This window comes from Wolbachia endosymbiont (group B) of Rhopobota naevana, from assembly GCF_947250615.1.
In the GTDB taxonomy this organism is placed as follows: Bacteria; Pseudomonadota; Alphaproteobacteria; order Rickettsiales; family Anaplasmataceae; genus Wolbachia.
The window spans coordinates 1,265,930-1,289,820 of sequence record NZ_OX366333.1; the positions used below are offsets into that span (position 1 = coordinate 1,265,930).

The window sequence follows — 23,891 nt, forward strand, 5'->3', positions numbered from 1 at the left end:
TGATATCAATATGTATATAATAAATGAAAAATTTGCAACTAAAAAATTACAAGATGAGATAGAAAATATTTGGAAAGATAAAGAAAAACTTAATGACTATAATCTAAAACACGAAGCAAGATTAATAATCAAAGAGGTAATTGAGTTACTTGACAGTGGTAAAATTAGAGTAGCAGAAAAGCTATCAAGTGGAGAATGGATAGTACATAAGTGGATAAAGCAGTCAATATTATTACATTTCCTCACTGAGGAAAGCAAAATAATAGACAACACCAATTGCTGGTTTGACAAAATCGGTAGTAAGTTTAGTGAATGGAATGAAGAAAAATTTTACCATTCAAAAATTAGAGCAGTTCCTGGGTGTTTTGTCCGCCAATCTGCTTACATAGGTAAAAATGTTGTTCTAATGCCAAGCTTTATCAACGTTGGTGCATACATTGATTCTGGCACAATGATAGACACTTGGTCAACAGTTGGTAGTTGTGCACAAATAGGGAAAAACTGCCATATTTCCGGTGGAGTGGGAATAGGCGGAGTTCTTGAGCCCATTCAAGCTTCTCCAGTCATTATAGAAGATAATTGCTTCATTGGAGCGCGTAGTGAGGTAGCCGAAGGTGTTATAATAAGAGAAGGATCAGTCCTTGGCATGGGTGTGTTTATTGGAGCATCAACAAAAATTATTGACAGAGAAACAAGCAAGGTATTTTATGGTGAAGTACCACCTTACTCTGTAGTTGTACCAGGATCTACTCCACCTAAAAATAACATTTCAACCTATTGTGCAGTTATAGTAAAAAAAGTGGACGAGAAGACGAGATCAAAAACTTCTATAAATGAAATATTGAGAACCTAACTACTTGCAGTCATTTTTTTTATCATTATTACTAACTACAGTAATAGCATATGCGCATAATTCTGGAAAAGAGATCCCGTTTTCTTGAGACAGCTTGTATAATTTTTGCAAACTTTCTTTAACTTTATTAGGAATGTTTCCTCCACGCTCCTTTGCAAGCCATGAATCTTGATGGTGAATTGGATGAGTATCACCCTTTGGATTTCCTATATATACTGCAAAAGGTGCATTCTGTCCTTTGAAATCACACTGTACAGTAAATTTTTTTATAGACTCAGCCATTTAAAGACCTCTACTTTTCTTTTTAACCGATTTTATAGAAGATACAAGAGGTGGTTTTTTGATAAAATCTTGCCTATTAAACACACTTTCTTTGCCTTCTAAAGCTCGACGAACATCGGCTCTGCTTAGCTGTGACTCTTTTGCTAACCTCATTCCATGCTTTACCATAATATTAGCATATGCTAACACTTTTTTTACTAACTCTAGGTCACCATTCAGCATTTTAACTAATGCTTGAAATACCTCCGCTAAAGTTAATCCATCAGCACCTACAACCTTATTTTCTACAAAATTGACAACTTCTTCAAATTTATATTCAACACCATCATCTTGAGGTATAAGGGTAACATAATCCGTATCTTGACTATTCATAACCAAAGCACTATCGCCTTTAAACTTATATTATATATATAAATACTCCACTATTTTATAGTATGGCACGCTATAGTTAAACATTTATTAATAATATGCTTACTTATATACACGAATTAATTGATAAAAGCCAAGGATCAATATCCATCAGTAATTTTATGAATGCTGCTCTATATCATAAAGAGTACGGCTATTACATGAATAAATTACCACTTGGCAAAGATGGTGACTTCATTACTGCACCTGAAATTAGTCAGCTATTTGGTGAAACAATTGCAGTGTGGATAATGAATACATGGGAAAAATTAGGAAAGCCATCAAAATTTTCTCTAGTTGAACTTGGGCCAGGTAAAGGAACACTCATTCATGATGTAATAAGAGTCACCAAAAAATATAGCTGTTTTTTTAGCTCAATGGACATTCATCTAGTTGAGATAAGCCCTATTTTACAGAAAATACAAAAGGAAAAATTAAAGGGATTAGATATTAATTGGCACACAGATGTCGACAACTTACCAAATCAGCCAACTATTTTTTTTGCAAATGAGTTATTTGACGCCCTTCCAATTGACCAATTTATTTATCGTGATGAGCAGTGGTATGAAAATAGAGTAATAAAACAAGATGATGGTAGTCTTTCATTGTCACTCCAGTGCTTAACCAGACCAAAAACTGGATTCCAGACTGGAATGACAGGGGGTTTCAATGGTGCAGTAGTGGAAGTATGCCTAGCCGGAATCGAAATATTAAAGAAACTTGAGAATAAGATAGTCAATAACGGAGGAGCTGCCCTGATTATAGATTATGGTTATGTATATCCTGAATATAAGAGCACTTTGCAATCGATAAGGCAGCATAAATATACTAATTTTCTTGAAAACGTCGGTAATAGTGATATTACTGCACTTGTGAACTTTCAATCATTAAAAGATTCATTAAAATACTTAAATTGTGAGATTTTAACTCAAAGAGAATTTTTATATTTGTTTGGTATAAAGGAAAGAGCGCAAGCTTTAATGGAAAATGCAAGTAATGAACAGAAGAATAAGATCTTCAGTGAATTTTTAAGGTTAACTGAAAATATGGGTACTCTCTTTAAGGTAATGCTGATTCACCATTTGTAGTCTTGTGTAGTTCTTATGTTAAACATACAAATACTAAAAAATTTACAGAATAAAAAAGGTAAAAAAAACGTATCTGTTCAGCAGAGTAGCAAAATAAGATAGACAGATAAGACTATCATAGGAACAAATAGGTGTCATGCAAGTAGCTGACACTGGCATGACAACAAAAAAGTTACTCAAATGACACCCTTTTGATGCACAATTTTTGGTGCATCACGTACTGATTTTCATCCAAGACGATGTCATGCAAGTAGCTGACACTGGCATCCAGCCTTTTCGCGCAAAAAACGTTGTAAAGTGTTTACCAACTTAGTTGGATCCCAGCTGGAATGACACTTGGTTATGCAAGAAATCTATTGTCAAAAAAAATTACTTCCGCATATTTTGAATCTGATTATAATAACAATTAGAGATATTTTAAGAGCTCAAAATCTATCTTTGTCTGCAGACTTTCAGTTAACTTTTCAATAAAAAACGTAGCGTATCTTTTTCAGCGTATACACACATCTGTCATATGTGCGCTGCATTTTTTTTCTAATCTTTTCATACAGGAGGATTTTATGTCCAGAATTCCAGATACTTGACCTTTACTTTAGCTAATAACAGGCGCCTGTGATTTTTATAAAGAAAGTGTAGGAAAAACTGTTTCCAGGCATAAATTTGCCATGTATACCTAAAAAGTAATTATATTAGCATAATATTCATACTTATATGCCAATATTAATATTCTTTGAATGGAATACGAAATTAATGTTGAAAAAATATGTACCAAAAAATTTATGTGGGATCTATGCCGAAGCTCAAATTGCATGACACCATTTATTTTTATGGTTTTGTCTATTTTATTTTGCCACTCTGCTAAACGGATACATTTAATTCCATTTTTATCGAGCAGATAATTGTCATATATTAGCTTAGTTCTCCTGTTATACTTAAATATAAATCAGCATAGCCCTAATTTTTTTATATATTTTACTTCTTTCTCTATATTTAATAATAGGCTTGAAAATAAATGGTAAACCTATAATTGTTAAGCTTAGAGCTAGGATTGAAAGTACACAAAAGGCTTTGTGTTTACTATGTAGCTCTTTCAAGTAAAGCATCAAAAACCTACAAAATTTTTTGTAATTTTCTTCAATATTTTTTTTGCTATGAGCCTTGTCAATAAACATATCTATTGCAGTATAATCATTACTACAATTAATTGCCCCTTTTTCTATTAATAGCTGAGCTATATCAAAATAATCCTTTTGAATAGTAAGATGCAGAGGTGTAAAACCTTGTTGATCACAAATATTCATATTGGCTTTTACTGCTAACAACATTCTTACAATTTCTACATGGCCTTTTTTAGCTGCAAGTAGCAGAGGAGTTCTGTTGCATCTAGTGACGGCATTAACGTTTACCTTAAGCTCCAATAAGAACTTAACTGCTTTAGTATCACCATTATAGCTAGCTTTATGTAACCTGGTGTTACCGCTACAATCTTGGTCATCTGCTTCTATTCCCTTTGAAACAAGAAATGTTACCATTTGCCTATTATTATGCTTAATAGCGCAATCCAGTGCATCAAAACCATGTTTATTTTTTGTGCAAATAAACTCTTTTAACTTAGCTTTTGCTTGCTTTACAATAAGCTTTACCAGTTGCATTTTGTTGTTATATGCTGCTAGAAAAAGCGTAGTATTATTTTCTGCATCTTTTGCTTCTATGTTTGCACCTTTCTTTATCAGATATTCTATAATCTCTGCTCTACTTTCATAATGTGTAGTACATTGATAAATGGTCAAAAATAAAGGAGTACGAAAGTTATTATCTTCACATTCAAGATTTGCTCCGCTATCAATTAAAATCTGGACGCTCTTTTTAGAACCGTATAATGAAGCTATGTGAAGAGGAGTATAGCCTTCCTCAGCATCTTTTTCATTAACTTTTGCGCCTTTTGTTATTAAAAAATCCATTAATTCTGTGTCATCTTGTAGTGTAGCAAGGTGAAGTGGAGTAAATCCATTTTTATCTCTAGAATTAATTGTCAGTTGATTAACAAGAAGTTTAGCAATTTTTTTGTGTCCATGCATAATAGCATAATGCAGTGGATTTCTATTTTCATTGTCCACAACATTAAAGTCAGCTTCGTGCTCTAATAATGATTTTACTCCAACTAAATCGCCTTCTTTTGTAAACTTATGCAAGAGAGTGACTCCGCTTACATCTTTTGAGTTAATATCAAATCCACTTTCTACCAATTGATGTATGTCTTCCTCACACGCCATACCATTTTAATTAAACCCTTTTCGCATTAACAATACTCCCACTTAATTAAGTTTGAATGAATCTGTAAGAGATATATCACAATTTATTGAAGTTACTAAATTCCGATATATTAAAGTCCACAATTTCCTGAATAAAGCCCTGACGATATTTTGCACACATCCATCTGCACACGCTCTCCAGGTACTTTACAGTTATAACGCTTGACCTGTTTGCGATAATGACGTTTAACATGCAGAAGACTTACATCATGTTTTTTGAAAATTTTGTGTATAGTAGCCAATGACAAGGATAAATCATATAGACGTCTTAACTCGGTTTGAATACGCCTTGCCCCTAGCTTTCTAGTTTGTCTTAGATGAAGAATAAGCTGCTCATCTGATTCATTGATCTTTTGCAAAGGTGAAGTTTTAGGCTTACTACTGAGATCTACTAATCCTTTTTCACCTAACTCTTCATAACGTTTGTACCATTTGCGTAAGGTAAAACGTGAAACACCATAATGCTGACATACCTTTCCTGCATGACCCAACTCTTTGTATAGTTTTATCCAACTCAGACGTAGTTTAACCCTAGATTAACTAATTTATCCTTTGCAATTGTAATAAGGTCTATAAACTACTGCAAATCCAAATTTCTATTTGATCTTACATTCTTATTGTAATAACCTCTATGGATCACACAGCATTAGTCGTGTATCTGAACAGATACTTTTGTACATGGATCAGCTTTATGTGTATCAATTCTGTCTACTTCAAGTTTCCAGTAAAACTACTTTCTAATGTATTGCTTTCAATCAAGTTCTTTGTTAAGCTCACTGTTAGTGGATGTTCAATTATCTTAACATAAAAATCAAGGCAGCTTTAGGTATAAATACGAGTAACTCGTATAAGTAAAGAGGCTATAAGAAGTTTCTTACCATTCTATTCAAACGGGTTTTAAACTTTTGAAATGTCATGACATTGTTGATACGTTTGTCAAGAAACGACAGGGTATCTGCAAAATCTTCTGAATAATCATTGATAAAAAAAAGTATCGTACTTAAGTACACTCCAGCTAATATTGCTCTTTTTGTATAGTAGTTAAAATCTGTTGATTGATCATGAATGCCATACCAAATCGCGCTAACAGTTCTGTACAAGAGTTTACTAGAAAAATATGTATTTTGGGGTAATATAGAGAATGATAAAACATTTTTTAAAAACTCTCTGTAATTTTGTAACTTAGCATAGTTTGAAAGGCGTATTTGGACAGCTAACTTTATCCGCTCTCTTACCTTCATATCTTCTAAATTGGAATTCCAAAGTTCAGTTTCCATTGAGCTATTTAAGTCCTCTGCTATGTACTCCAAAGCACTATATATTCCATTTTGAAATTTACAAAAACTATTGGCTAGGTTAAGGTTCGTGCACACTTTCAATAAGGTTGCATCACTTATTCCTTCAAATGGAATAACCTTAATCAGCTCATCTACTATTAACTTTTGTTCCATACAATACTATACTAAACATCACATATAATTGTACCTGAGATTTTCAAACATTCTGCAAAATGCTTCACCGCGCTCTTCAAAATTTTTCCACTGATCAAAAGAAGAACATGCAGGAGAAAGTAATATCGCTACTTCTTCTTTGCTATTTATGGCCTCTTCAAAAGCCAGTTTAAATGCGTTTTCTAGATTATAGCACTTCATATAATCTATTTCGTTCTCCATAATGTTTGCAAAAACTTCAGTTGATTCTCCAATAAGAAAAGCTTTTCTAATCTTGGTGAAATGCTTGCTTAATGATTCTATTCCGCCTTTTTTGCTTTTTCCGCCAACAATCCAATATATGTTTTTATAAGATAAAATTGCCTTTTCGGTCGATTCTGCATTGGTTGCTTTGCTATCGTTGATAAAAAGTACATTATGTATTTTGCCAAGAAATTCATTTCTGTGTCTTAGCCCTGGAAAGGATTTGATTTCATTGACAATAGTGCTGCTATCTACTCCAAGTAACTTGCACACAGCGTGTGCAGCTACTATATTTTCTACATTGGATACTAGGTTTATTTTCACGTCGCTTACTGATAAGCTATGATTCTCTAGTTTCCCAGTGCCTAGGCACTGGGATGACAAAGAGGGTGACATCGAAGCTGAGATTGGAATTTTGTTCCCAGTGAATTTATTGAATACATCAGCGGTAATTTTGTTATCACATCCTATCACGGCAATCTTGCTACTGTTTATCAGTTTTAATTTAGTTGCTATGTAGTTATTCATACTTCCATGTCTATCTATGTGGTCTGGTGTGATGTTGAGCAATACAGAAATGTCTACATTCATTTTATTTATTAGCTCCAATTGAAAAGAGGAGAATTCAATTACATAAATTTCTGCATCTCTTTCTAAATCCAAAATAGGCACACCTAAATTCCCGCCAATAGCTACTTTTTTCCCTGTGGATTTTAATATGTGCCCTATTAGTGACGTGGTGGTTGATTTGCCATTTGTTCCAGTGATGCCTACAACCTTCTGGCTTGTAGTTTTAGTTTCAAGAAATAGCTCAATGTCTGATTTTATTTTGCAGTCAAAGCTTCTTGCAAGTTTTACTACCCAATGCGTTGGTATTGGCACTCCAGGGCTCAAAATTAGTGTGCTTATCTCATGCCAATTATACTCATTGGGATGAGTAAAGTTACACTCTTTATATATCTTTTTTGCATTTGCTATTTGCTCTTTATTATCATCCCATGCATATATTTTTGCACTGCTTTTTGTTAGAGCATTAATAACGGACAAACCAGTTTTACCAAGGCCGAAAACCGCAACACTTTGATTTTTGTATTTGTTTAGTTGCACTTCTAGATAACTTATGCGAACCATTTTATAAAGATATAATACAAATTATAATGACTTCTTCCATAGTTTTTGGCAGTGCTTAACTTTATTGTCACAACCTTAGCCAATAGAAAACTCCTTGACACATTTTGCCAACTCCCTTGCCATGACGTCCAGTACAATGTTGCAAATTAAAAATCTCTCCATCCTGGGCTGGTTCTTCAATTCTAAATGCCACCTCTACCTGGTCATGACTAATCTGAATTCGTTCTACTAATGCTTTAATGATACCACGCTTAGTTTGCCAATCTAGCTGTTCCAAGTTCGATTTTATACTAGTATAAAGACTCTTTATACTGTTGATGATAAGGTTCATTCCCTTCTCTATTGCTTTTTGATCAACTACCTTTTTCTTCTCTTCTTCTATCCCTCTTAAGCGTTCCCTCATTCTTTTCATCGTCTGTTTAAATTCTTCCTCACTTATATATCCTTTATCTCCTACATTTTCTTGACTATAATAGTCTTCCATTAACTTTTCGATGCCTTGTTTTATTTGATTTTCCCTTCTTGCAAACTTCTTATCTGATGATTCATCATTTTTATTTTCTGCAATTCTACGGTGATACTCATTTTTTATTATCTCTGGGTTTTTTAGTAAATTTTTCACTTTTTCCCATATAGCTGTTTCTAACATATCTGTACGGACCAATTTATTAGTACACTTCTCTCTACCATCAGTAATACGTATAGTACTACTACAGCGATAATAGCTAAACTTTTTTCCCTCAACTCCACATTGGGCACCACTATACGCATATCCACAGTTTTGACACACAACTAGACCTTGTAATAGATATTTCTTTTTTCCTCCCTCTCTCTGCATCCTTGCTCTTTTTCTATTTTCATCCAGTTGCTTTTGTACTTTATTAAATAACCCTTCATCAACTATTTTTGGTACTGGTATATAAATCCAGCTGTCCTCATCTGTGCGACAGATAGAAACCTTTTGTTTATTTCTTTCTCTTCTTTCAACCCTCTTTAATTTACCAAACGCTGCTTGTCCTTTATATGCTGGATTTCTTAATACCTTCCAAATTATTATTGGACACCACACCTTCTTTCCAGTTCTTGTTCTAATTGACTTATCTCTTAGTCTACGTATCACTTCCCTTATACTTATTCTCTCTTGCCCTACCCACATGAATATCTGCTTTACTATTTTTGCTTCCTCTTCATTTATTTCAAACTTTGTCTTTTCTCTATCTACATGCTTTATACGATTATAACCAAAAGGTGCAATGCCAATTACACTTACACAGCCTTTTTTTGCTCTATGGAGTTTTCCCCTACGACTACGTTCCATAATCTTTGTACACTCATATTCTGCCACTAATCCTTGCATTCCCAATAACAATTTGGACTCTGGATTATTTTCAGTCTTATGATTTAAGAAGATTACTTCTACTCCTGCTTTTTCAAATTCATCAAGCAATATCATTTGATGTGCAGATTTTCTTGATAATCGGTCAGGTGAATGAATATAAATTTTATCAATTTGATCTTCTCCTACTTTATCACGTAATGCATCTAAACCTTCACGTTCTAAACTCCACCCACTAAGCCCATCATCCTTAAATTCATACTCATTCAATAACTCATGCTTATCTGCAGCAATTCTATGCTTGAGCTCGGCAATTTGACTCTCTATTGTATTGTTCTGCGCTTGACTCTTCGATGAAACTCTTGCATATAAGGCGACTGTTGTCATTTTTCTTTATCTCCTTTTCATTTTTTCTTTTTACCGCATACCTAAGTAACAGCTCATAGGCTTCTGCTAGATGTTGTTCCGCTAATTCATCTGGCTCGTATCGGCAAGTTAATGTTCTTTTTCTCATAGTTTCTCCTGCAAATGTTTTTGTAGTGCAAGGAGCCTTACCACTCCTTTTTTCCATCAATCCATTTACTCTTATGAAAAAGACCAACTTTTATCAGCTACAGCCTTCAAATTTGGTCTAGCCCTTCCTTTGGCAACTGCAGTTGTGCTTTCCGATACGGTTCTCATTTTTTTTAATAATTCTTCAATTCTGTCTATTTCTTCCTTTAATAACTCAGTTATCTCTTTACTATTTTTTGCATAATCCATCGCTGTCATTCCAAATTTATCCGCTTGCTCTATTTCTCCTCCAGCTTTTACCAGCTCCTCCACTATTTCTTTTTCACCTACCATGCACGCAAGGTGTAGAGGTATGCATTTATTTCCATATTCCTCAGCATTTACGTCTGCTCCTGATTTTATCAATTCCTTCACGATTTCTAGACGTTTCTCCGTTACCGCTAGGTGCAGTGCTGTGTATCCTTTCACATCTTCTGCATTCACATTCGCTCCTTTTTCAACTAATAATCTCACTGTTTTTGCGTCTACTGCATAATGTAGAGCTGTTCTTCCATTCTCGTCTCTTGCATAAATATTTTTATATGAGTTCTCTAATAGTGACTCCTCTTTCTCTTTTTTACTCATAACTACCTCACCTTTCCTTTAAATTGAAATCCCTTTTTTAAGCTTTCATTCTCACTACCTCATCTATCATTTCGTTCACTTGGTTCATTATTTTGCTTGCTAAATTTTGACATTCTTTCTTTATTAGCGATTTGTCTCTCTTCCTTATTTCTCCTATCTCTATTATTTTTAGCTCCGGCATGTAGCTTCCATTCAACATGTCTGCTATTTCTCCCACTAGCCCCTCTATTCCATAGCACGTCAGTTCTCTACTTTTTGTTATTCCACCCTTTTCTCTCAGAAATTTACTTGCCTTTTCACTTTCTTTACTATCACACAGACAATACTTTTCACTTTCCCATATGTAATACATTGGTGTTGCACCATATTTATTCAGTTGATTAACCTCAGCTCCTGCTTTTACTAGCTCTTTTATTATTTCAACTCCTGCTCCTCCCATCTTGCACGCATAGTGGAGTGGCGTACATCCACTGACATATTGAGTAGCATTTACTTCTGCTCCTTCCCTTAGCAGCACTTTTACATTTTCTAAGCTTTTTGCAAATACTGCACAGTGTAGTGGTGTATAACCATTTTTATCTCTTGCATTTACCTCTGCTCCTTTTTTTATTAACAACCTCACTGTTTTGTAATCAGAGATTTCTACTGCTTGGTGCAATATCGTCTCTCCTTCTTCATTTCTTTTATTAATGTCTTTAAATCCGTTACTTGATACTTCTTTAAAAAACTTACTCTTGCTAAAACTCATTTCATACCTCACAAAATTAGCTTTTCTAGCGCCAGATAAATTTCTTATGTTTACCTGCTGCTATTCAAGTCATGTCCGTTTTAGCATGAGAAAGCAAGTCTTTTTCTTTTTATTTCATACACTTTTACCTATTATTAATATAATATATGAGTATCTAAATATAAGTACTTAACTTATTAGAGATATTATTCGACTATTTTTCCAACTTCTGTGCAAATGTCGATGTTCGTGCCACTTCAGTACTCCCGGGTAAAATACTAAAATGTAATTTTCTAATTCGTGTATCGAATCTTTTTGCTCTGAATTTAATTCGCTTTCATAATGAACATTATGTTCTGCTAAACCAAATCTTATAACTTTCTGGTTGGTAAAATCTTCTACCTTGTAGTGGTGAGTAACGCTAAACCTTTCTAAAATTGGCTTATACTTTAAGTTCCACAGTTCTTCAGATAATTTGCTATCCCCTAGTAAAAATTTATTTCCTTTTTCTTCTACGCTACTTACTGGAAAGCACGCATTTATTTCTCCCAAATTCCAACTGTCCGATAATATAACTTGCGCTTTCGCAAACTTTATTTCTGGTAATAAACTTTGTGGTAATGGATATAGTGCTTTTAAATTGTACCACTGATGACTCCTTTCATAGATGCCTTGGTAATCCTTTGTGTGAGGCTCTGTTTCTCCAAGTACTGCTACATCTAACCGATATATGTCATTACTAAATGCTTGCTCATAATGGTTACGTAGATAACTCTCTATAACCTTAATTGATGTACCACTAAACCTGAAAAAATTTACTCTTCCAAACGATAATACTGGTCCATCTTTTTCAATTTTTATCCCTGAGTAATTCGATAACAAACTTCCAAAAAAGCTTTCATCTAAAATAAACCTATCAATGTTGTAGTGGTCATTGAAAATCCTCATTAGCCTTGATCTTGCTGGTAATGATAGTTTTGCAAGCTCTACAACCGCATCTACAAAAAAGTCATTTGGAACATCTCTTATTCCTATTTGCAACTCGAAAAAATGTTTACCAGGTGGCTCCTCAATAATTGTAATATCTTCTATATTTGCCCATTTTAGTGCTATTTTGAGTGATGCTGGAGTTCCTCTCAGTCTTTGAAATTTTACTCCTTCTACTACGGCTTTTCTTTTATCCTTTATCCAACGTAGAATTTCCCCAAATTCATATTCCTCAATCAACCACGGCAACGTTTCTTCTTTCAGGTTGAACTTAAACCCTCTGATACAGCTTGGATCAACCTTATAATCTATTGCATCAACCAGTGCTTGCTCTTGCTTTGTTGCGTTTGGCGGCAATAAACTTTTCATTTGTCTTTTCTTTCAAGTTGCTTTAATTTCCTTTATTTAGGTAGCTTATGAGTAAGCAAGAGATCATTTCAGAACTGATCAAAAATAAAGATGTTCTTAATATCGAAAACACTTTCCATAATATTTGACCATATTATCCATACTTTAAAAAACAAATTACAACTTCTGGAAGAAAATCAATACTTTCGTCTCCCTAACATTGGATCCAGTAAACCTTAAACCACTTATTGCACGCAATCCCCTCACTGGCACAAAACAAAAAAATACGTTTTAAATCCTATCTAACTTGACGTAGCCAAGCACTGCACACTCATTCCCCAGAACCACAACATCCTCTCTTAGCTCGATTAATTCTACGTTTTCTACACCCTCTACAAACAAATTTGCTATTATCCAAGATCTTGTAACATTCCATCCCAGCCTTCTATTTGCTTCAAACTTCTTAATGAACTGCTTCTTGATTTCCTCCTTCGATATTACAGGACTTATGCTCATTCTGCTGTGAATATCTATTTCCGTAATATTGCAACCAATTACTGTTATCGTATCTGTTAACACCCTTATATCATCTCTAGTAACCTGCTTTTTTACAATTTCAAGTAGCTCTTCTAACGCTATGCCAGTTGTGGATAATTGTGTTGATAAGATTGAAATTTGTACTTTCCCTGGTATAGTTGATTCCACTAGTGCATCTTTTACTCTACTATCTGCTGACAGGGCATGATATCGATAGTGCTCTTTACTCCCTCCTGTGCTTGAGCCAACTATTCTTGCCTTGATTCTTTTTCTGAAGCGTTCATCTTCTTCTCCATCTTGCCTCTCTGCTCCATAAAACTCAGCTAAATTATCAAGCTCTTCTCCCCTTGCAAACTTGAGTAAATTGCTTTTTACCGCTTCATTTATTCTTTGTCTCAGCAAAAGCTCTCTCCAGGCTGCTACTTCTAATACCTTCATCGCTGGGTCACTTTCTACTAATGCTGTAAAACTTGCATCACACTTCACCAACTCTTCCCTCATCCGAGACAGAATTTCTTCGAAGTTCAGTGGCTCAATAATGTTAGTCTGCTGCATCTTTATACTACAACCCCATCAAAGCGAATGTTTTTCCCACTTGGTAAGTATAATCCTTCTAGGTCAAGCGTTACTTTTCCCTCTTTTACTTCTGTAATTTTTACTTTTTCTAACTTAAATCTCTTCTCAAATTTCCCCAGTGCTTCTGCTGTTGCTACATAGATTTCCAAAGTTAAATCCCTATTTATTGGCTTATCTACTAATTCAAATAGTCTTGAACCATAATCTCTTCTCATTATTCTACTGTTAATAGGAGTGGTCAGTATATCAATTATCGACTGCTTTAAGTGCTCTATTCCTTCTAACGTTTTTCCTGTTTTAGCATCCATACCCTTCATTTCTATTTTGCAAAGACGCTTTCACTGCCTTTTATTACTTTAAACCCACATGAAACTATATCTCCTACTCTTCCTACACTAAGACCATTTGCAAACACTGTTTTTGATCCTTGAATCATTACTTTTCCTTCACTAAAACTGTCTCCTTGTCTACATATTGACTTACCGTTTACAAAAACATTATTACTTCCACTAATGCAGAAATGTGGTATAGCTTCTCCACAGTAGTCTCCTAACCTCACTATTCCTTTGTTCAATTTAAGTCGATCCTTTCTGCTTTCAGTTTTATTCCACTTTTTGTCATTTCTATACTTGATCCCCCAACTTTCAGTGTTATTTTGTCTACTACTTCAATCTCTAAATGATGTTTATCTTTATCGTATGACAACTTTGTTCCATCTTGAAATGTTAAGCTACTCACCTCTTTTTTATTTTCTGGTGCAGAGTACTTTTGTTGATATATTCCAGGAAGTACTACTCCTAATGATAACTCTCCCAATGGTGACAATATTACTACCTGTTCATTTATGCTTGGTGGTAGCCAGCTTCTTTCCTCTCCTGCTCTAGAAGTTATCCATGGAAGAAAATCTGTTAAAAGTTCTCCTATCTTCACTCTTACTTTTGCTTTCTCATAATCTACTTCTTTTACAACTCCTATTCGTACAATGTTTGCTAACTTTCTTTGCATCTCTGAAATAGCAAAATTACTCTCTAACATTTTCTTCTATTATAATCGTATGTGGCTTAATCTTATTTTCTGTCCATATAGATTTACCTAAATGAAGCTGATGACTCCAATCAACCATCCACACCAAATATGCATCTAATTCGGGTCTAAATCCGTCAATTTCTGCAGAGATAAATTCTCCTGGTGAAACATTTTTTATATTCCATGTATTTTTGTTTACAACTTTTGCCACCTCAGCAGCTAATGTTCTGACAATAATAGCTGCATTTTCTATTGTGCTATCAATCACAATTCGTGCTTCAAATCTTGCTTTCAGTGCTAATTCTTCTGTTCCTGGATCTTTTCCCGATTCTAAACTCACAAGCTCTACAAATAACGCTGGCGCTAATAATTCTTTCCTTATCGATGGATAAATTTCACAAGTTTGAATTGCTGGTATTTCTTTCTTCAGCGTAGTGCAGATTGCGTTATGCAAATCTTTAAAATTCATATATTTCTTGTAATATCACGTTCAAAGAACTTTTCAAACACTTCCTCAACCTCATAATTAACAAGATTCCCTATTATCCTTGAAGCCTCAGGTTCGAGTGACAATTTAACTTCCTTTATTGGCAATGCTGCTCTTCCTTCACGTTTAAACATACCGCTATTTCCTTTTGGCATAACTGCTGCAAATCCTCCTATAAACTCATGCTTTCCTACTTTCGATCCTCTTCTTGTTTTTTGTATTTTGCCAATTGTCGATGCTCTAATGTCGTAGAGATTTGCTCTAATTAACACTTCTAATCTGCTTGTTTTTGCTTTAAAAATTCTTAATCTCTTTCTTATCAAACTTAATTTTATCTTCTTTTCCTCACTGATTTCCTTAGCTGCTTGCGCTTTTAACCATAGTGCTGTTCTATTTAGTGCTTTTATAGCTGCCAGTTTTACTTTCTGCTCTTTTTCGTCAATATTGTAGACTATTTCATTAATATTGTTACTAATTTTAATATCAAACACTTTCTATTGCCTCAATTTTCCATATTTCACTCGAAGAATCTTTTAACGGTGGTTCAAAAATCTTGTAGAACCTTTTTTCAATCTTGATATAATCACCTATGCTAAAGGAAGTAACGTCCTGATCACGTATTTCTATAGAAGCAATTTGCTGAGTTAATGCTCCATCTGCACCTAGAGAGTACGTAGTCTCAGGACGTTTAATTAGCACTTTTATTCTACGAATGCCCTCCTTATTTTTATTACAATATGTGGCTTCCACTCCTAAATGCTCAAAACAATCTTCCAATAATTTTCCTATATTCATCAACTAGAACTAATTTTTACCAAAACTCCCGGACGATGGCACATTGGCAATGGATTCGACTGCGTATGTAAATCAGTTCCTCTATCAAATCTTCTTGGCTCTTGTTTTGCATAGAGTGGCTGTCCAAGAGTATTTACTGTCTCATTAAAGTCTGCTGGTGCAAAATATGTTGTAAATGTACTTGCTGTTCCTAGTGGAAAACAGTGCCCTGTATCTTTCTCAATAAATCTTCTCACTGTTCCTTCAGGATCAGTTGCTTGCCCTCTATATTCCTCAAATGTGATTCCGCAGAACGTAAATCCTGACCTCATATCATTTCGAAGCGCTGCTCCTTCTTGCCATCTCTCATATGCTTCTTTTACTTTAGCATGAGAAGTGAGTGCATCAAAAAACTCAGAGCTTACCAGTGCATGAATCCCGGTCATATATTCACCACTTAAGTTGTCTTCAATATGCCGCAATACTTCCAGACACTTACGTTTTACATCAGTTGTTGCTGTTCCCAGGGCAAAATTTACTACTTTTGGTGTTATTTCAAATTCGTTGTACAGATTTAATAATTCTGACCCATCAGCATCAAGAATAATTCCCTTCAGCGCTCCCATTCGCAAATGCTCTAATGTTATTGCATGTTTGTTTCTCATTAGCTGCAAATGATCAGTTATTACATCTGCAAGCGCTTTAAGTTCACTCTCTGATCCAAATGCCCTTATTCCTTGTACTTCTTCTGGCAGCACTACATCATCATGCGGAATGTGCGGAATCGTAAATGTTCTTACCTTTCTTTTTCCTCTTTTTCCTACTGTTGCTGGTGCTCCGGGTACTTGCGTTGGTAGTAAACTTAACACTCCGTTGTGTTCTTCTATCGTAATATGTCTAAATCTTACTGACCTACTTGGAAACAAATTTAAATTTTCAACACGTCCATAATTTATCGGCAATATATTCATCGCATTTGTTAGTGCCGTCATGCTAAATGCTGTATTTGTAAATGGATTTTGCATTCTTTTTTCCCCTTATTAATTTAAGTTACACTCCCTTGCGGACAATGATCCCTCGTCCTTCAAGTTGCTTTATTGCTGCAGCTTTTTGCTCTTCAGTGATACCTGTTGGCCACACAATTGCATGATCTGCTAGCATTGCTATACGTGTAATGATTACTGCTTTGGCATTTTCTGTCGCATTTACATCACTTACTATCGCACCTATTGCTGTTTGTGTACCATCTGTTGCAGTTGGATTTATTATCTTAATCATGTTATCCTTATCACTACCAACAACTGTACCAAGTTTAAGATTTTGTCCCTTGGCTACCGTTATTTGGTCTCTTGAATATAGACTTGATGCCTCATACTTTAATAAGTCACCTAGATTATTTTGTTCGATTATACAACTCATAAAATTTCCTCATTTATTTTCTCCTTTAGTTTTACCGCCATGTTTGTAATTGTTGTACGCGGCGGTTATAAAAAAACTTAAATACTTGATTGCGCTCTAGTCCTTGCTACCTCCATCATCAACTCTTCTCCTGAATTCTGTGGTATTGCACTCAGTATTTCTGTCTTCTTCGTTCGCTCTGCTAGCAGTTCCATTAAAACTTCCCTGGCTTGCTCAACACTTACGCCCTGCTCAATAAATTCTCCTATTTTCTCTGGCATTCGTGATAAGTTACATAAACGTATTAATTCAAGAACTTCAGTACGATACTTAGTTAAATTATCAGTTTCTAGGTCAGTTGTAGTTTGTTCATTCATAGTAATACTCCTGTTTTTATTAATAGATGAAAGAATTGTAATTCCATCTGCAAGACCTATTTCTATTGCTCTCTCGCCAAAATATAGCCCTGCCTCCGTTGATCGAATCTTTTCAATTGAAAGACCTCTGTTCCTCGCTATTAGCTGCACAAACATTTCATATAGTCGGTCTACTTCTTTTTGTAAGCTTTCCAGACTTTCAGACGTCATTGGCTCATGTGGATTTAAATCATTTTTTCTACTTCCTGCAAATACTGTGGTATATTTTATTCCACATTTTTCATTAAATCCACTTTGATCTATATGACTTGCAATTACCCCTATGCTTCCTACTCCTGAGGTTCTGCTCACAAATACCTTTTCAGCGCTAGAGGCTATAGCGTACGCAGCAGAATATGCATCATCATTTGCTATCGCTATTATCCTCTTTTTTGCTCTTGATTCATAAATAAAGTCAGCTAGGTCAAATATACCGTTTACCTCTCCTCCGGGGCTATCTATTTCCAGTATAATTGTCTCTATGCTACTATCTGCTAATGCTTGTGTAATTTGTTCTTCTATTTGCTCATATGATGTCATTCCGAGCATTTCATCAAATGCACCAGGTTTTTTAGTTAAAATGCCATGTATCGGTATTATTCCTCTTTCACTATTTCTTACTGCATGTTTTATATTTTTAAAGATAGGCTGCTTTCCTGTTTGTAGTGACAGTAACTCAAAACTCCTTGGTTCTACCATTACACATCTGTTTAGCCATTGTTGTTTCATATCACCTCTTGATTTGCAGTAACCTCAGAATCAAAACTTAAGCCCAGTTCGCTTGCACGTCTTTGATCTTCTGCTATTTCTTGGTCAATTTCTTCAACATCGTAACCCATTTCTGATACTACTTCCGATCGACTCTTAAATCCATTTCTTACTGCCATTTGTTGTGCTTGCTGATCTTTCAGTGGATCCACCCAATCAAATCCCTGTGGTATCCATTTTACTTCTTCTTTCGCTGCTTTTACTACTTTTTCATCTATACTCAGTTCTCCACAAAGCACTGCTAATTCTAGCCATCTATTCCAAATAGGTCTACAAAACTGGAACACTATCACGTTATGCTGTAACATTCCACACCTTCTGCGAAACTCTATCAGCCCTGCTCGAATGGATGAATAATTAACACCTGTTAAATCTCCTGTTAGCTGCTCATATGTTATTCCTGTACCTATTGCTATTGCCCTCAGTTGCTGTCTCATGAATGCTTCATAACTTCCTCCAACATCTGATGGCTCTGAAAATTTTATGTCCTCTCCTGGGTCTAAAAGCTGCATTGTTCCAGGTTCCAGGCCAGATAGTGCTACTCCTTGCTCACTTGCTTCACCTTCTCCCATGATATTTGCTTCTGGATCGAGTCTCGTAATAAATCCAGCAAACATTGCTGCAGTTTTCTTTCTCACCAGCTCTGCATCATCATATTGATCAAGCTCATAAAGCTTCAGCAGTATATTAGAAAGCCAAGGCTCCCCTCTGATTTGCCCAGGTCTTAATGGTCTATAAATATGTAAAACATCATTTGCTGGCACTCTCACTGATTCACCAAACGAGCCTTCACCAGGGTGTTCTTTAAATAGGTAATATGCTTCTCTTTGCCCAAGCTTGTTAAACTCAATCCCGTTTCTTATTACATTACCATTTCCTAAAGTTTGATTTGTTTTATTATCTAAATGTTCAGACTCAAGTACTTGCAGTTGTAATGGCACAGAAAATCTATCTTCCAGCTTTCTCGTTCTTAAACGTACAAAACATTCTCCTCCCTCTATCATACTTCTGCATACTAGAGCTTGTAATCCATAAAAATCACTCATTCCACAGCTATCTGCTTCATCTGTCCATTTTAGCCATAATTCTTGCACTTTCTTTCGAAATTCTCCATCTCTTGCTTTTGATTGTGGTTTTATTCCTGTTCCAATAGAGTTACTTACTATTGTATCAATGATATTTGCTGCATATGGATTTTTTCTTACCATATCCCGAGAGCGGCTACGTAAGTGCCCAAGGCTCTGAGAAAGTAAATTATTTATGCTTCCTGTTTCTCCTTGCCAATACATCACTCTTCTTCCTGAGCCTGACGCATCCCAAGCAGAACTTTTGATTTTTGGCTTACTAAATAGTTGTTTGAAATTTTTCAGCATCATACTAACCAAAATTCTCTTAATTCTTTCAAAGTTCCGTTAAATTTATTTCTGTCACATTTTCCGATTCCTTCTACTTCATGTGGCTCTGGATTTGTTTTACCGTCAGTATATTGCCATAAAATCCAATCATTCCAGCCTTTTGGTAATGTGAGCTCTTTTCTCCAGCTTGCTATCCATAATGGACATTTTGTCAAAGTTGGCGTGGCAAAATCCTTAAGAAAATAGCTACTGCCATAAATTAGGGGTAATCTTCCTGTTACTTCTTCAACTCTCTTTACAAATTCCTCAGCTTGCTTAACTGCAATATTTTTGCCACTTTTGTTTTCTTCAATATCCAGCGCAAGTATGGTATTTTTGCTTTCGCCTACCGTTTTTAGAAAATGATCAGCTTGATTTTTGCCGTTTCCTTCTGTGCCAAAATGATATGCTCCCCAGAGTAATCCTTCTTCTTCAGCTTTCTTTCTTCTCTTCGCATACTTTGAATCCACATATTTTAGCCCTTGTGTTGCCTTGTGAATTACTCCAACTATACCATTCTCTTTGTCTAGCTTAAAATTCACATTTTCTTGCCAATGTGACAAATCTATTATTCCATTTACTGGACTCTCTCTATTCTCCCATAGTTTTATAAAAGTTTTTAATTGCTCTAAAAATTCAGAATATTCCTCTTTTACAACTTTTCTCAGAAAATTTTCCCTCATATAACTCCTTTATTTGTTGCAAAAATAATCTTTCGTTTAGGCTTCATTCCAGCAATCTTTAGTTCACCTTTGATGCGTTGTCTGAGGCTGAGCAAATCATTTATCTGAACTTCAGCATATCTCACCACATGGTCACCATATGCAATTGATACCACTCTTTCGCCACTCTGAAGCTTCTTTATTGCTTGTTCAACTTGAATTAGATAATCTTCGTTATACATTTACTACTCGCTGATCCATTTGCTTTTCACTATTTTCTTTGATTTTTTACTTTCTGGTTTTTCACTTAAACTATTCCATTTACTCTCTGGCCATCTATCTATTCCCAGTGCTATCGATGCTGCTCTTGCATAAATCCTACAGTCTAATACTTCATTTCTTTCTCTTACCTTTTGCCACTCTTGTTTGGTATAACCTTTTACTACTTTGCTGACTAATTGCTCTGCCGTTAGCTGCTTAAAATATTCAGGTGCATACTCGGGAAAATGACAATATCCTGCTGGAGCTTCTTCACCGTCCTTTAAAACATTAAGTAATTGAAAAAGTTCTGACTTCAAAATCGATACTCCCACTGGCCAGAGCTTTATTCCTCTTTTTAGCTTTTGACCACCAACTGTTATATCTACTCTACTTGGGCTGCTAAGTGGTACTAGAGCTTTATTTACACCTTTCACTGCCATTACTCTTCCAGAGCCTTGATGACCTCTTACCCAATTGTATACTTCTTGTGTCGCATACCCAGCATCAACCGCCATCATACTTATCATGTATTCAAGACCATTTTCACCGATAAAATGATGATTTAAGAGCTCAGAGAGTTTTCCCCATACTTCTCCTCTTCCAGTATCACCTTCAAATACTCGGTATTCTATTGACCAACTTTCGCGGCTTTTTCCCCATGCTACAACTTCTACTTCTAAACGATCTTTTTGGACATCTACTCCTGCAGTAAGCACCACTTCTCTCCTAGGTACTGTGCCTACGGAAAAAAATTCTCTCCTGTTAAATAATTGCTTCCAATCTGGTACTTCTCCTTTGTCTACCCAGGTTTCTCCAAGCGTAGTATTTATCCATACTTTTAGTAATTGTTCACTTTCTTTGGCATGGAGAAAATCTTCTACTGCTTGAGTCCAGCTATACCAGCCAACTGGACTATAAAGACTTGAAAGATGAAATCCTTTTTTCTCACCTTTTACTCTATTAGTAGGCCTCCATTCTCCACGTTCAAGCATCTCTGTCTTTTGATGATTTTCTATCTTTTTACCACATTCTATACATATATAGTGTGCTGTTCTTGAGTCGTTATTTTCCCATTTTATTTGTGACCATTTTAGAACTTGATAGTAATTACAATATGGACATGGTACAAAAAAATATCTCTTATCTGTTGCTTCAAATTCTTTCTCAATTCTGCTTATTCCATGAATCGTTGGTGTTGATACTAAAAAAATCTTTCGCCGTGCAAATGTATTAGTACGGGCTATGCTGAGTAAAACTGGATCTCCTTCACCTCCTGAATCTCCTGGGTAGGCATCTATTTCATCAAGAAAGAGATATTTTACTGGCATAGATCTCAGTGCTACACTGCTATTTGCTCCGGTTATTACTACTATTCCACCTGGAAATTCCTTACTTTGTACAGTATTGCCTGAGTCTCTTGACCTTGGGTCTTTTACTTTACTCTTTAAACATGGCGTACTCTCTATTAACGGCGCAAATCTTCCTTTTGACCAACGTTTTCCCATTTCAACTGTTGGCTGTACTACCAGCATTGGACCAGGAGTCTGATCTATGATGTAGCCAATCCAATTGTTACCAGCTTCTGTTCCCCCAATCTGCGCTCCTTTCATGAATACTACTTTTTCTGCTGGTGAGGATGGAGAAAGTGAATCCATGATTTCTTTTAAATAAGGAGTTCTTTCTGTTCTCCATTTACCTGGCTCTGATGCTGCAGTTGGCGCTAAAACTCGATACTCATTTGCCCACTCTGATACTTTAAGCTCTGGATCTGGTTTTAAACCTTCAGAAAAAGATGTGGCGTATATCATTGTCTGCATCTACTCATAATTGGTTCTATCTCAACATCATTAACAGTAGAACTACACTCTTCCAATTCCATAAACATCTTTTTCTGAAATTCCTTTTCTATATATCTTTTGCTCATCTCACTTATCATTAGTGCTATAATAAGCGCAAATATCCCTGTTGTTGTTGCAAAAATGATTGCACTGCTTATTGTTGTTGCTGTTAAACCTATATATGCTGCCATTGCTACTGCGCTAACTGTAATACAGATGCAGATAATATTATTATGTTTTTTCATCCTTTTATCTGCTATTTCTCTCTGTGCTATATATTTATTATGAAGGGTTGGAAAATTAATAACGGTATCTCTGCAGATCAATGCACCATTTTTTTCAGTAAATAAAACTTTAAGTAACTCTAAATTGTTTGATTTAATTGCTAAATGTAAAACAGGTGTATAATTTGCTCCTTTTTTCAGCAATAACTTTACTACATGTAAATGCCCTTTTTCCGCAGCAAGGTAAACCGGTGATAAACCTTTATTATTTACAATATCAATATCGATTTCTTCTTTTAAGATAGACTCTACAATCTCAATTTCTCCTCTTTGTGCAGCTAAATGGAGTAGACTATTCTTTTCAGAAACGTATTTATTACTCATCAAAGCCTTCTTTATCTCAGGTTTAGCGTAATCAAATGGTGTCTTGCCGCTATCGTCTTTTACCATAGGGTCTATATCTTCTCGCGTTAGTAAAACTTCTATTGTTTTAAGTCTTTCAGCGTAATGTAGTGGTGTTTTACTTTCGTAGTCTTGCAAGTTGACTTGAGCATTAGGCTCCTTTATTAAGCATTTGAGGATATCAAGACATAAGTCTCTTTCATCGTAATTAGTATTACTTACAGCTATATGAACAGGTGATAATTTCATCGAGTTTTGTCCTACACGTGCGCTATTTACATCTGCTCCTAGCTCCAGTAATAACTTTACTATCTCCAATTTTTTGTTGTTAACTGCATAGTGCATCGGTGTCTGATTTCGTGCATCAAAAACCTCGATTTCAGCATTTCCTTCTCTTATCAAAATCTTTACAACTTCTGCATGTCCTATCCCTGCTGCTAGATGTAATGGCGTATGATGCAAAGCATTTCGTACATTAACGTTAATACCTTTTCTGATCAAATATCTCACTGCATTAATTTCACCTATCATTGCAGCTAAATGAAGTAAGCTATCTTGTTCTGACCCGTACTTGTTATTAATTAACGCTTGTAATATTTCTGCTTTTTTCCCTTCTTTGGCGTAATCAAGAGATGTTTTGCCATCATTATCTTCTACAAAAGGATTGATATTCTTTTTCGTAAGCAGCAGATCCACCATGCTCAACTCGTCAAACTCTATAGCACAATGTAGTGGTGTCTTTCCATTTAATCCTCTAACATTAACATCAACTCCTGGTTGCTCAATAAGGCACTTTATTAATTCTAAACTTAAGTTAGTAGCCAT

27 protein-coding genes and 1 pseudogene are annotated in these 23,891 nt (G+C 35.2%); 2 read left to right on the plus strand and 26 right to left on the minus strand.

Translation table 11 applies throughout. The features are described 5' to 3' along the window. Positions 1-10: 10 nt before the first annotated feature. Positions 11-853: a 2,3,4,5-tetrahydropyridine-2,6-dicarboxylate N-succinyltransferase gene (gene dapD, locus OOL01_RS06050; RefSeq protein ID WP_010406915.1), complete on the plus strand. Its 843-nt coding sequence runs from the start codon at positions 11-13 to the stop codon at positions 851-853. Here the strand turns inward: dapD and OOL01_RS06055 are convergent, their stop codons facing one another. Together OOL01_RS06055 and OOL01_RS06060 are read right to left on the minus strand one after the other, a co-directional pair. Next, the gene (locus tag OOL01_RS06055; RefSeq protein WP_264686579.1) at positions 854-1,135 is read right to left on the minus strand and encodes a DUF2610 domain-containing protein; all 282 of its coding nucleotides are present in this window, start codon (positions 1,133-1,135) and stop codon (positions 854-856) included. Next, on the minus strand, positions 1,136-1,507 hold the full coding sequence (locus tag OOL01_RS06060; RefSeq protein ID WP_264336858.1) for a hypothetical protein: 372 nt from the start codon (positions 1,505-1,507) through the stop codon (positions 1,136-1,138). It lies immediately after the preceding gene. Between the two features lie 95 nt (positions 1,508-1,602). Between OOL01_RS06060 and OOL01_RS06065 the strand changes: the two genes are divergently transcribed. After that, complete coding sequence (locus OOL01_RS06065; protein ID WP_264686580.1) at positions 1,603-2,631, plus strand: class I SAM-dependent methyltransferase; 1,029 nt, start codon at positions 1,603-1,605, stop codon at positions 2,629-2,631. Between the two features lie 932 nt (positions 2,632-3,563). Here OOL01_RS06065 and OOL01_RS06070 read toward each other — a convergent pair. The 24 genes and pseudogenes from OOL01_RS06070 to OOL01_RS06185 all read right to left on the minus strand — a co-directional run bounded on the left by OOL01_RS06070 (position 3,564) and on the right by OOL01_RS06185 (position 23,891). Beyond that, positions 3,564-4,904 (minus strand): ankyrin repeat domain-containing protein, encoded by a 1,341-nt coding sequence (locus tag OOL01_RS06070; protein WP_264374963.1) that lies wholly within the window; start codon positions 4,902-4,904, stop codon positions 3,564-3,566. A 110-nt stretch (positions 4,905-5,014) separates the two neighbouring features. Then, entirely contained in the window at positions 5,015-5,434 is a 420-nt protein-coding gene (locus OOL01_RS06075) for a helix-turn-helix domain-containing protein (RefSeq protein WP_264686581.1), read from the minus strand. A gap of 369 nt (positions 5,435-5,803) precedes the next feature. Next, positions 5,804-6,394 (minus strand): COQ9 family protein, encoded by a 591-nt coding sequence (locus OOL01_RS06080; RefSeq protein WP_007301970.1) that lies wholly within the window; start codon positions 6,392-6,394, stop codon positions 5,804-5,806. An 18-nt stretch (positions 6,395-6,412) separates the two neighbouring features. Beyond that, complete coding sequence (gene murD / locus OOL01_RS06085; RefSeq protein WP_264686582.1) at positions 6,413-7,768, minus strand: UDP-N-acetylmuramoyl-L-alanine--D-glutamate ligase; 1,356 nt, start codon at positions 7,766-7,768, stop codon at positions 6,413-6,415. A 67-nt stretch (positions 7,769-7,835) separates the two neighbouring features. After that, on the minus strand, positions 7,836-9,491 hold the full coding sequence (locus tag OOL01_RS06090; RefSeq protein WP_264686584.1) for a recombinase family protein: 1,656 nt from the start codon (positions 9,489-9,491) through the stop codon (positions 7,836-7,838). Then, positions 9,400-9,678, minus strand: coding sequence for a hypothetical protein (locus tag OOL01_RS06095; protein WP_458694736.1), 279 nt, complete (start codon positions 9,676-9,678; stop codon positions 9,400-9,402). The genes OOL01_RS06090 and OOL01_RS06095 overlap by 92 nt, the downstream gene beginning before the upstream one ends. A 107-nt stretch (positions 9,679-9,785) precedes the next feature. Beyond that, positions 9,786-10,241: pseudogene (locus tag OOL01_RS06100) on the minus strand (ankyrin repeat domain-containing protein); the annotation flags it as partial. 37 nt (positions 10,242-10,278) lie between these two features. Next, positions 10,279-10,989, minus strand: coding sequence for an ankyrin repeat domain-containing protein (locus OOL01_RS06105; protein WP_264686586.1), 711 nt, complete (start codon positions 10,987-10,989; stop codon positions 10,279-10,281). 168 nt (positions 10,990-11,157) lie between these two features. After that, positions 11,158-12,324 carry a phage tail protein gene (locus tag OOL01_RS06110; RefSeq protein WP_264686587.1) on the minus strand — a complete coding sequence of 389 codons (1,167 nt, stop codon included), beginning with the start codon at positions 12,322-12,324 and terminating at the stop codon, positions 11,158-11,160. A 270-nt stretch (positions 12,325-12,594) separates the two neighbouring features. Next, the gene (locus tag OOL01_RS06115) at positions 12,595-13,395 is read right to left on the minus strand and encodes a baseplate assembly protein (protein WP_264686588.1); all 801 of its coding nucleotides are present in this window, start codon (positions 13,393-13,395) and stop codon (positions 12,595-12,597) included. A 2-nt stretch (positions 13,396-13,397) separates the two neighbouring features. Continuing rightward, on the minus strand, positions 13,398-13,733 hold the full coding sequence (locus OOL01_RS06120; RefSeq protein WP_264686589.1) for a GPW/gp25 family protein: 336 nt from the start codon (positions 13,731-13,733) through the stop codon (positions 13,398-13,400). Positions 13,734-13,735: 2 nt separating this feature from the next. Then, positions 13,736-13,990, minus strand: a complete 255-nt coding sequence (locus OOL01_RS06125; protein ID WP_038250997.1) for a PAAR domain-containing protein — start codon at positions 13,988-13,990, stop codon at positions 13,736-13,738. Further along, a complete protein-coding gene (locus tag OOL01_RS06130; RefSeq protein ID WP_264686590.1) occupies positions 13,987-14,451 on the minus strand; it encodes a phage baseplate assembly protein V in 465 nt (154 codons plus the stop codon). Before OOL01_RS06130 ends, OOL01_RS06125 begins: the two co-directional genes overlap by 4 nt. Further along, the gene (locus tag OOL01_RS06135; RefSeq protein ID WP_138265010.1) at positions 14,438-14,911 is read right to left on the minus strand and encodes a hypothetical protein; all 474 of its coding nucleotides are present in this window, start codon (positions 14,909-14,911) and stop codon (positions 14,438-14,440) included. Before OOL01_RS06135 ends, OOL01_RS06130 begins: the two co-directional genes overlap by 14 nt. Next, positions 14,908-15,393 carry a phage tail protein gene (locus OOL01_RS06140; protein WP_370274078.1) on the minus strand — a complete coding sequence of 162 codons (486 nt, stop codon included), beginning with the start codon at positions 15,391-15,393 and terminating at the stop codon, positions 14,908-14,910. The genes OOL01_RS06135 and OOL01_RS06140 overlap by 4 nt, the downstream gene beginning before the upstream one ends. 19 nt (positions 15,394-15,412) lie before the next feature. Next, positions 15,413-15,724, minus strand: coding sequence for a head-tail joining protein (locus tag OOL01_RS06145; protein WP_264686591.1), 312 nt, complete (start codon positions 15,722-15,724; stop codon positions 15,413-15,415). Next, a complete protein-coding gene (locus tag OOL01_RS06150; RefSeq protein ID WP_264686592.1) occupies positions 15,724-16,728 on the minus strand; it encodes a major capsid protein in 1,005 nt (334 codons plus the stop codon). Before OOL01_RS06150 ends, OOL01_RS06145 begins: the two co-directional genes overlap by 1 nt. A gap of 25 nt (positions 16,729-16,753) precedes the next feature. After that, on the minus strand, positions 16,754-17,122 hold the full coding sequence (locus OOL01_RS06155; protein ID WP_077188124.1) for a head decoration protein: 369 nt from the start codon (positions 17,120-17,122) through the stop codon (positions 16,754-16,756). Between the two features lie 77 nt (positions 17,123-17,199). After that, positions 17,200-18,246 (minus strand): S49 family peptidase, encoded by a 1,047-nt coding sequence (locus tag OOL01_RS06160; protein ID WP_264686593.1) that lies wholly within the window; start codon positions 18,244-18,246, stop codon positions 17,200-17,202. After that, on the minus strand, positions 18,243-19,661 hold the full coding sequence (locus OOL01_RS06165; protein ID WP_264686594.1) for a phage portal protein: 1,419 nt from the start codon (positions 19,659-19,661) through the stop codon (positions 18,243-18,245). The genes OOL01_RS06160 and OOL01_RS06165 overlap by 4 nt, the downstream gene beginning before the upstream one ends. Next, positions 19,658-20,362: a glycoside hydrolase family 25 protein gene (locus OOL01_RS06170; protein ID WP_264686595.1), complete on the minus strand. Its 705-nt coding sequence runs from the start codon at positions 20,360-20,362 to the stop codon at positions 19,658-19,660. The genes OOL01_RS06165 and OOL01_RS06170 overlap by 4 nt, the downstream gene beginning before the upstream one ends. Beyond that, the gene (locus tag OOL01_RS06175) at positions 20,359-20,583 is read right to left on the minus strand and encodes a gpW family head-tail joining protein (RefSeq protein ID WP_114517459.1); all 225 of its coding nucleotides are present in this window, start codon (positions 20,581-20,583) and stop codon (positions 20,359-20,361) included. The genes OOL01_RS06170 and OOL01_RS06175 overlap by 4 nt, the downstream gene beginning before the upstream one ends. A 3-nt stretch (positions 20,584-20,586) precedes the next feature. Next, complete coding sequence (locus OOL01_RS06180; protein WP_264686596.1) at positions 20,587-22,410, minus strand: phage terminase large subunit family protein; 1,824 nt, start codon at positions 22,408-22,410, stop codon at positions 20,587-20,589. Further along, on the minus strand, positions 22,407-23,891 hold the full coding sequence (locus OOL01_RS06185; protein ID WP_264686597.1) for an ankyrin repeat domain-containing protein: 1,485 nt from the start codon (positions 23,889-23,891) through the stop codon (positions 22,407-22,409). Before OOL01_RS06185 ends, OOL01_RS06180 begins: the two co-directional genes overlap by 4 nt.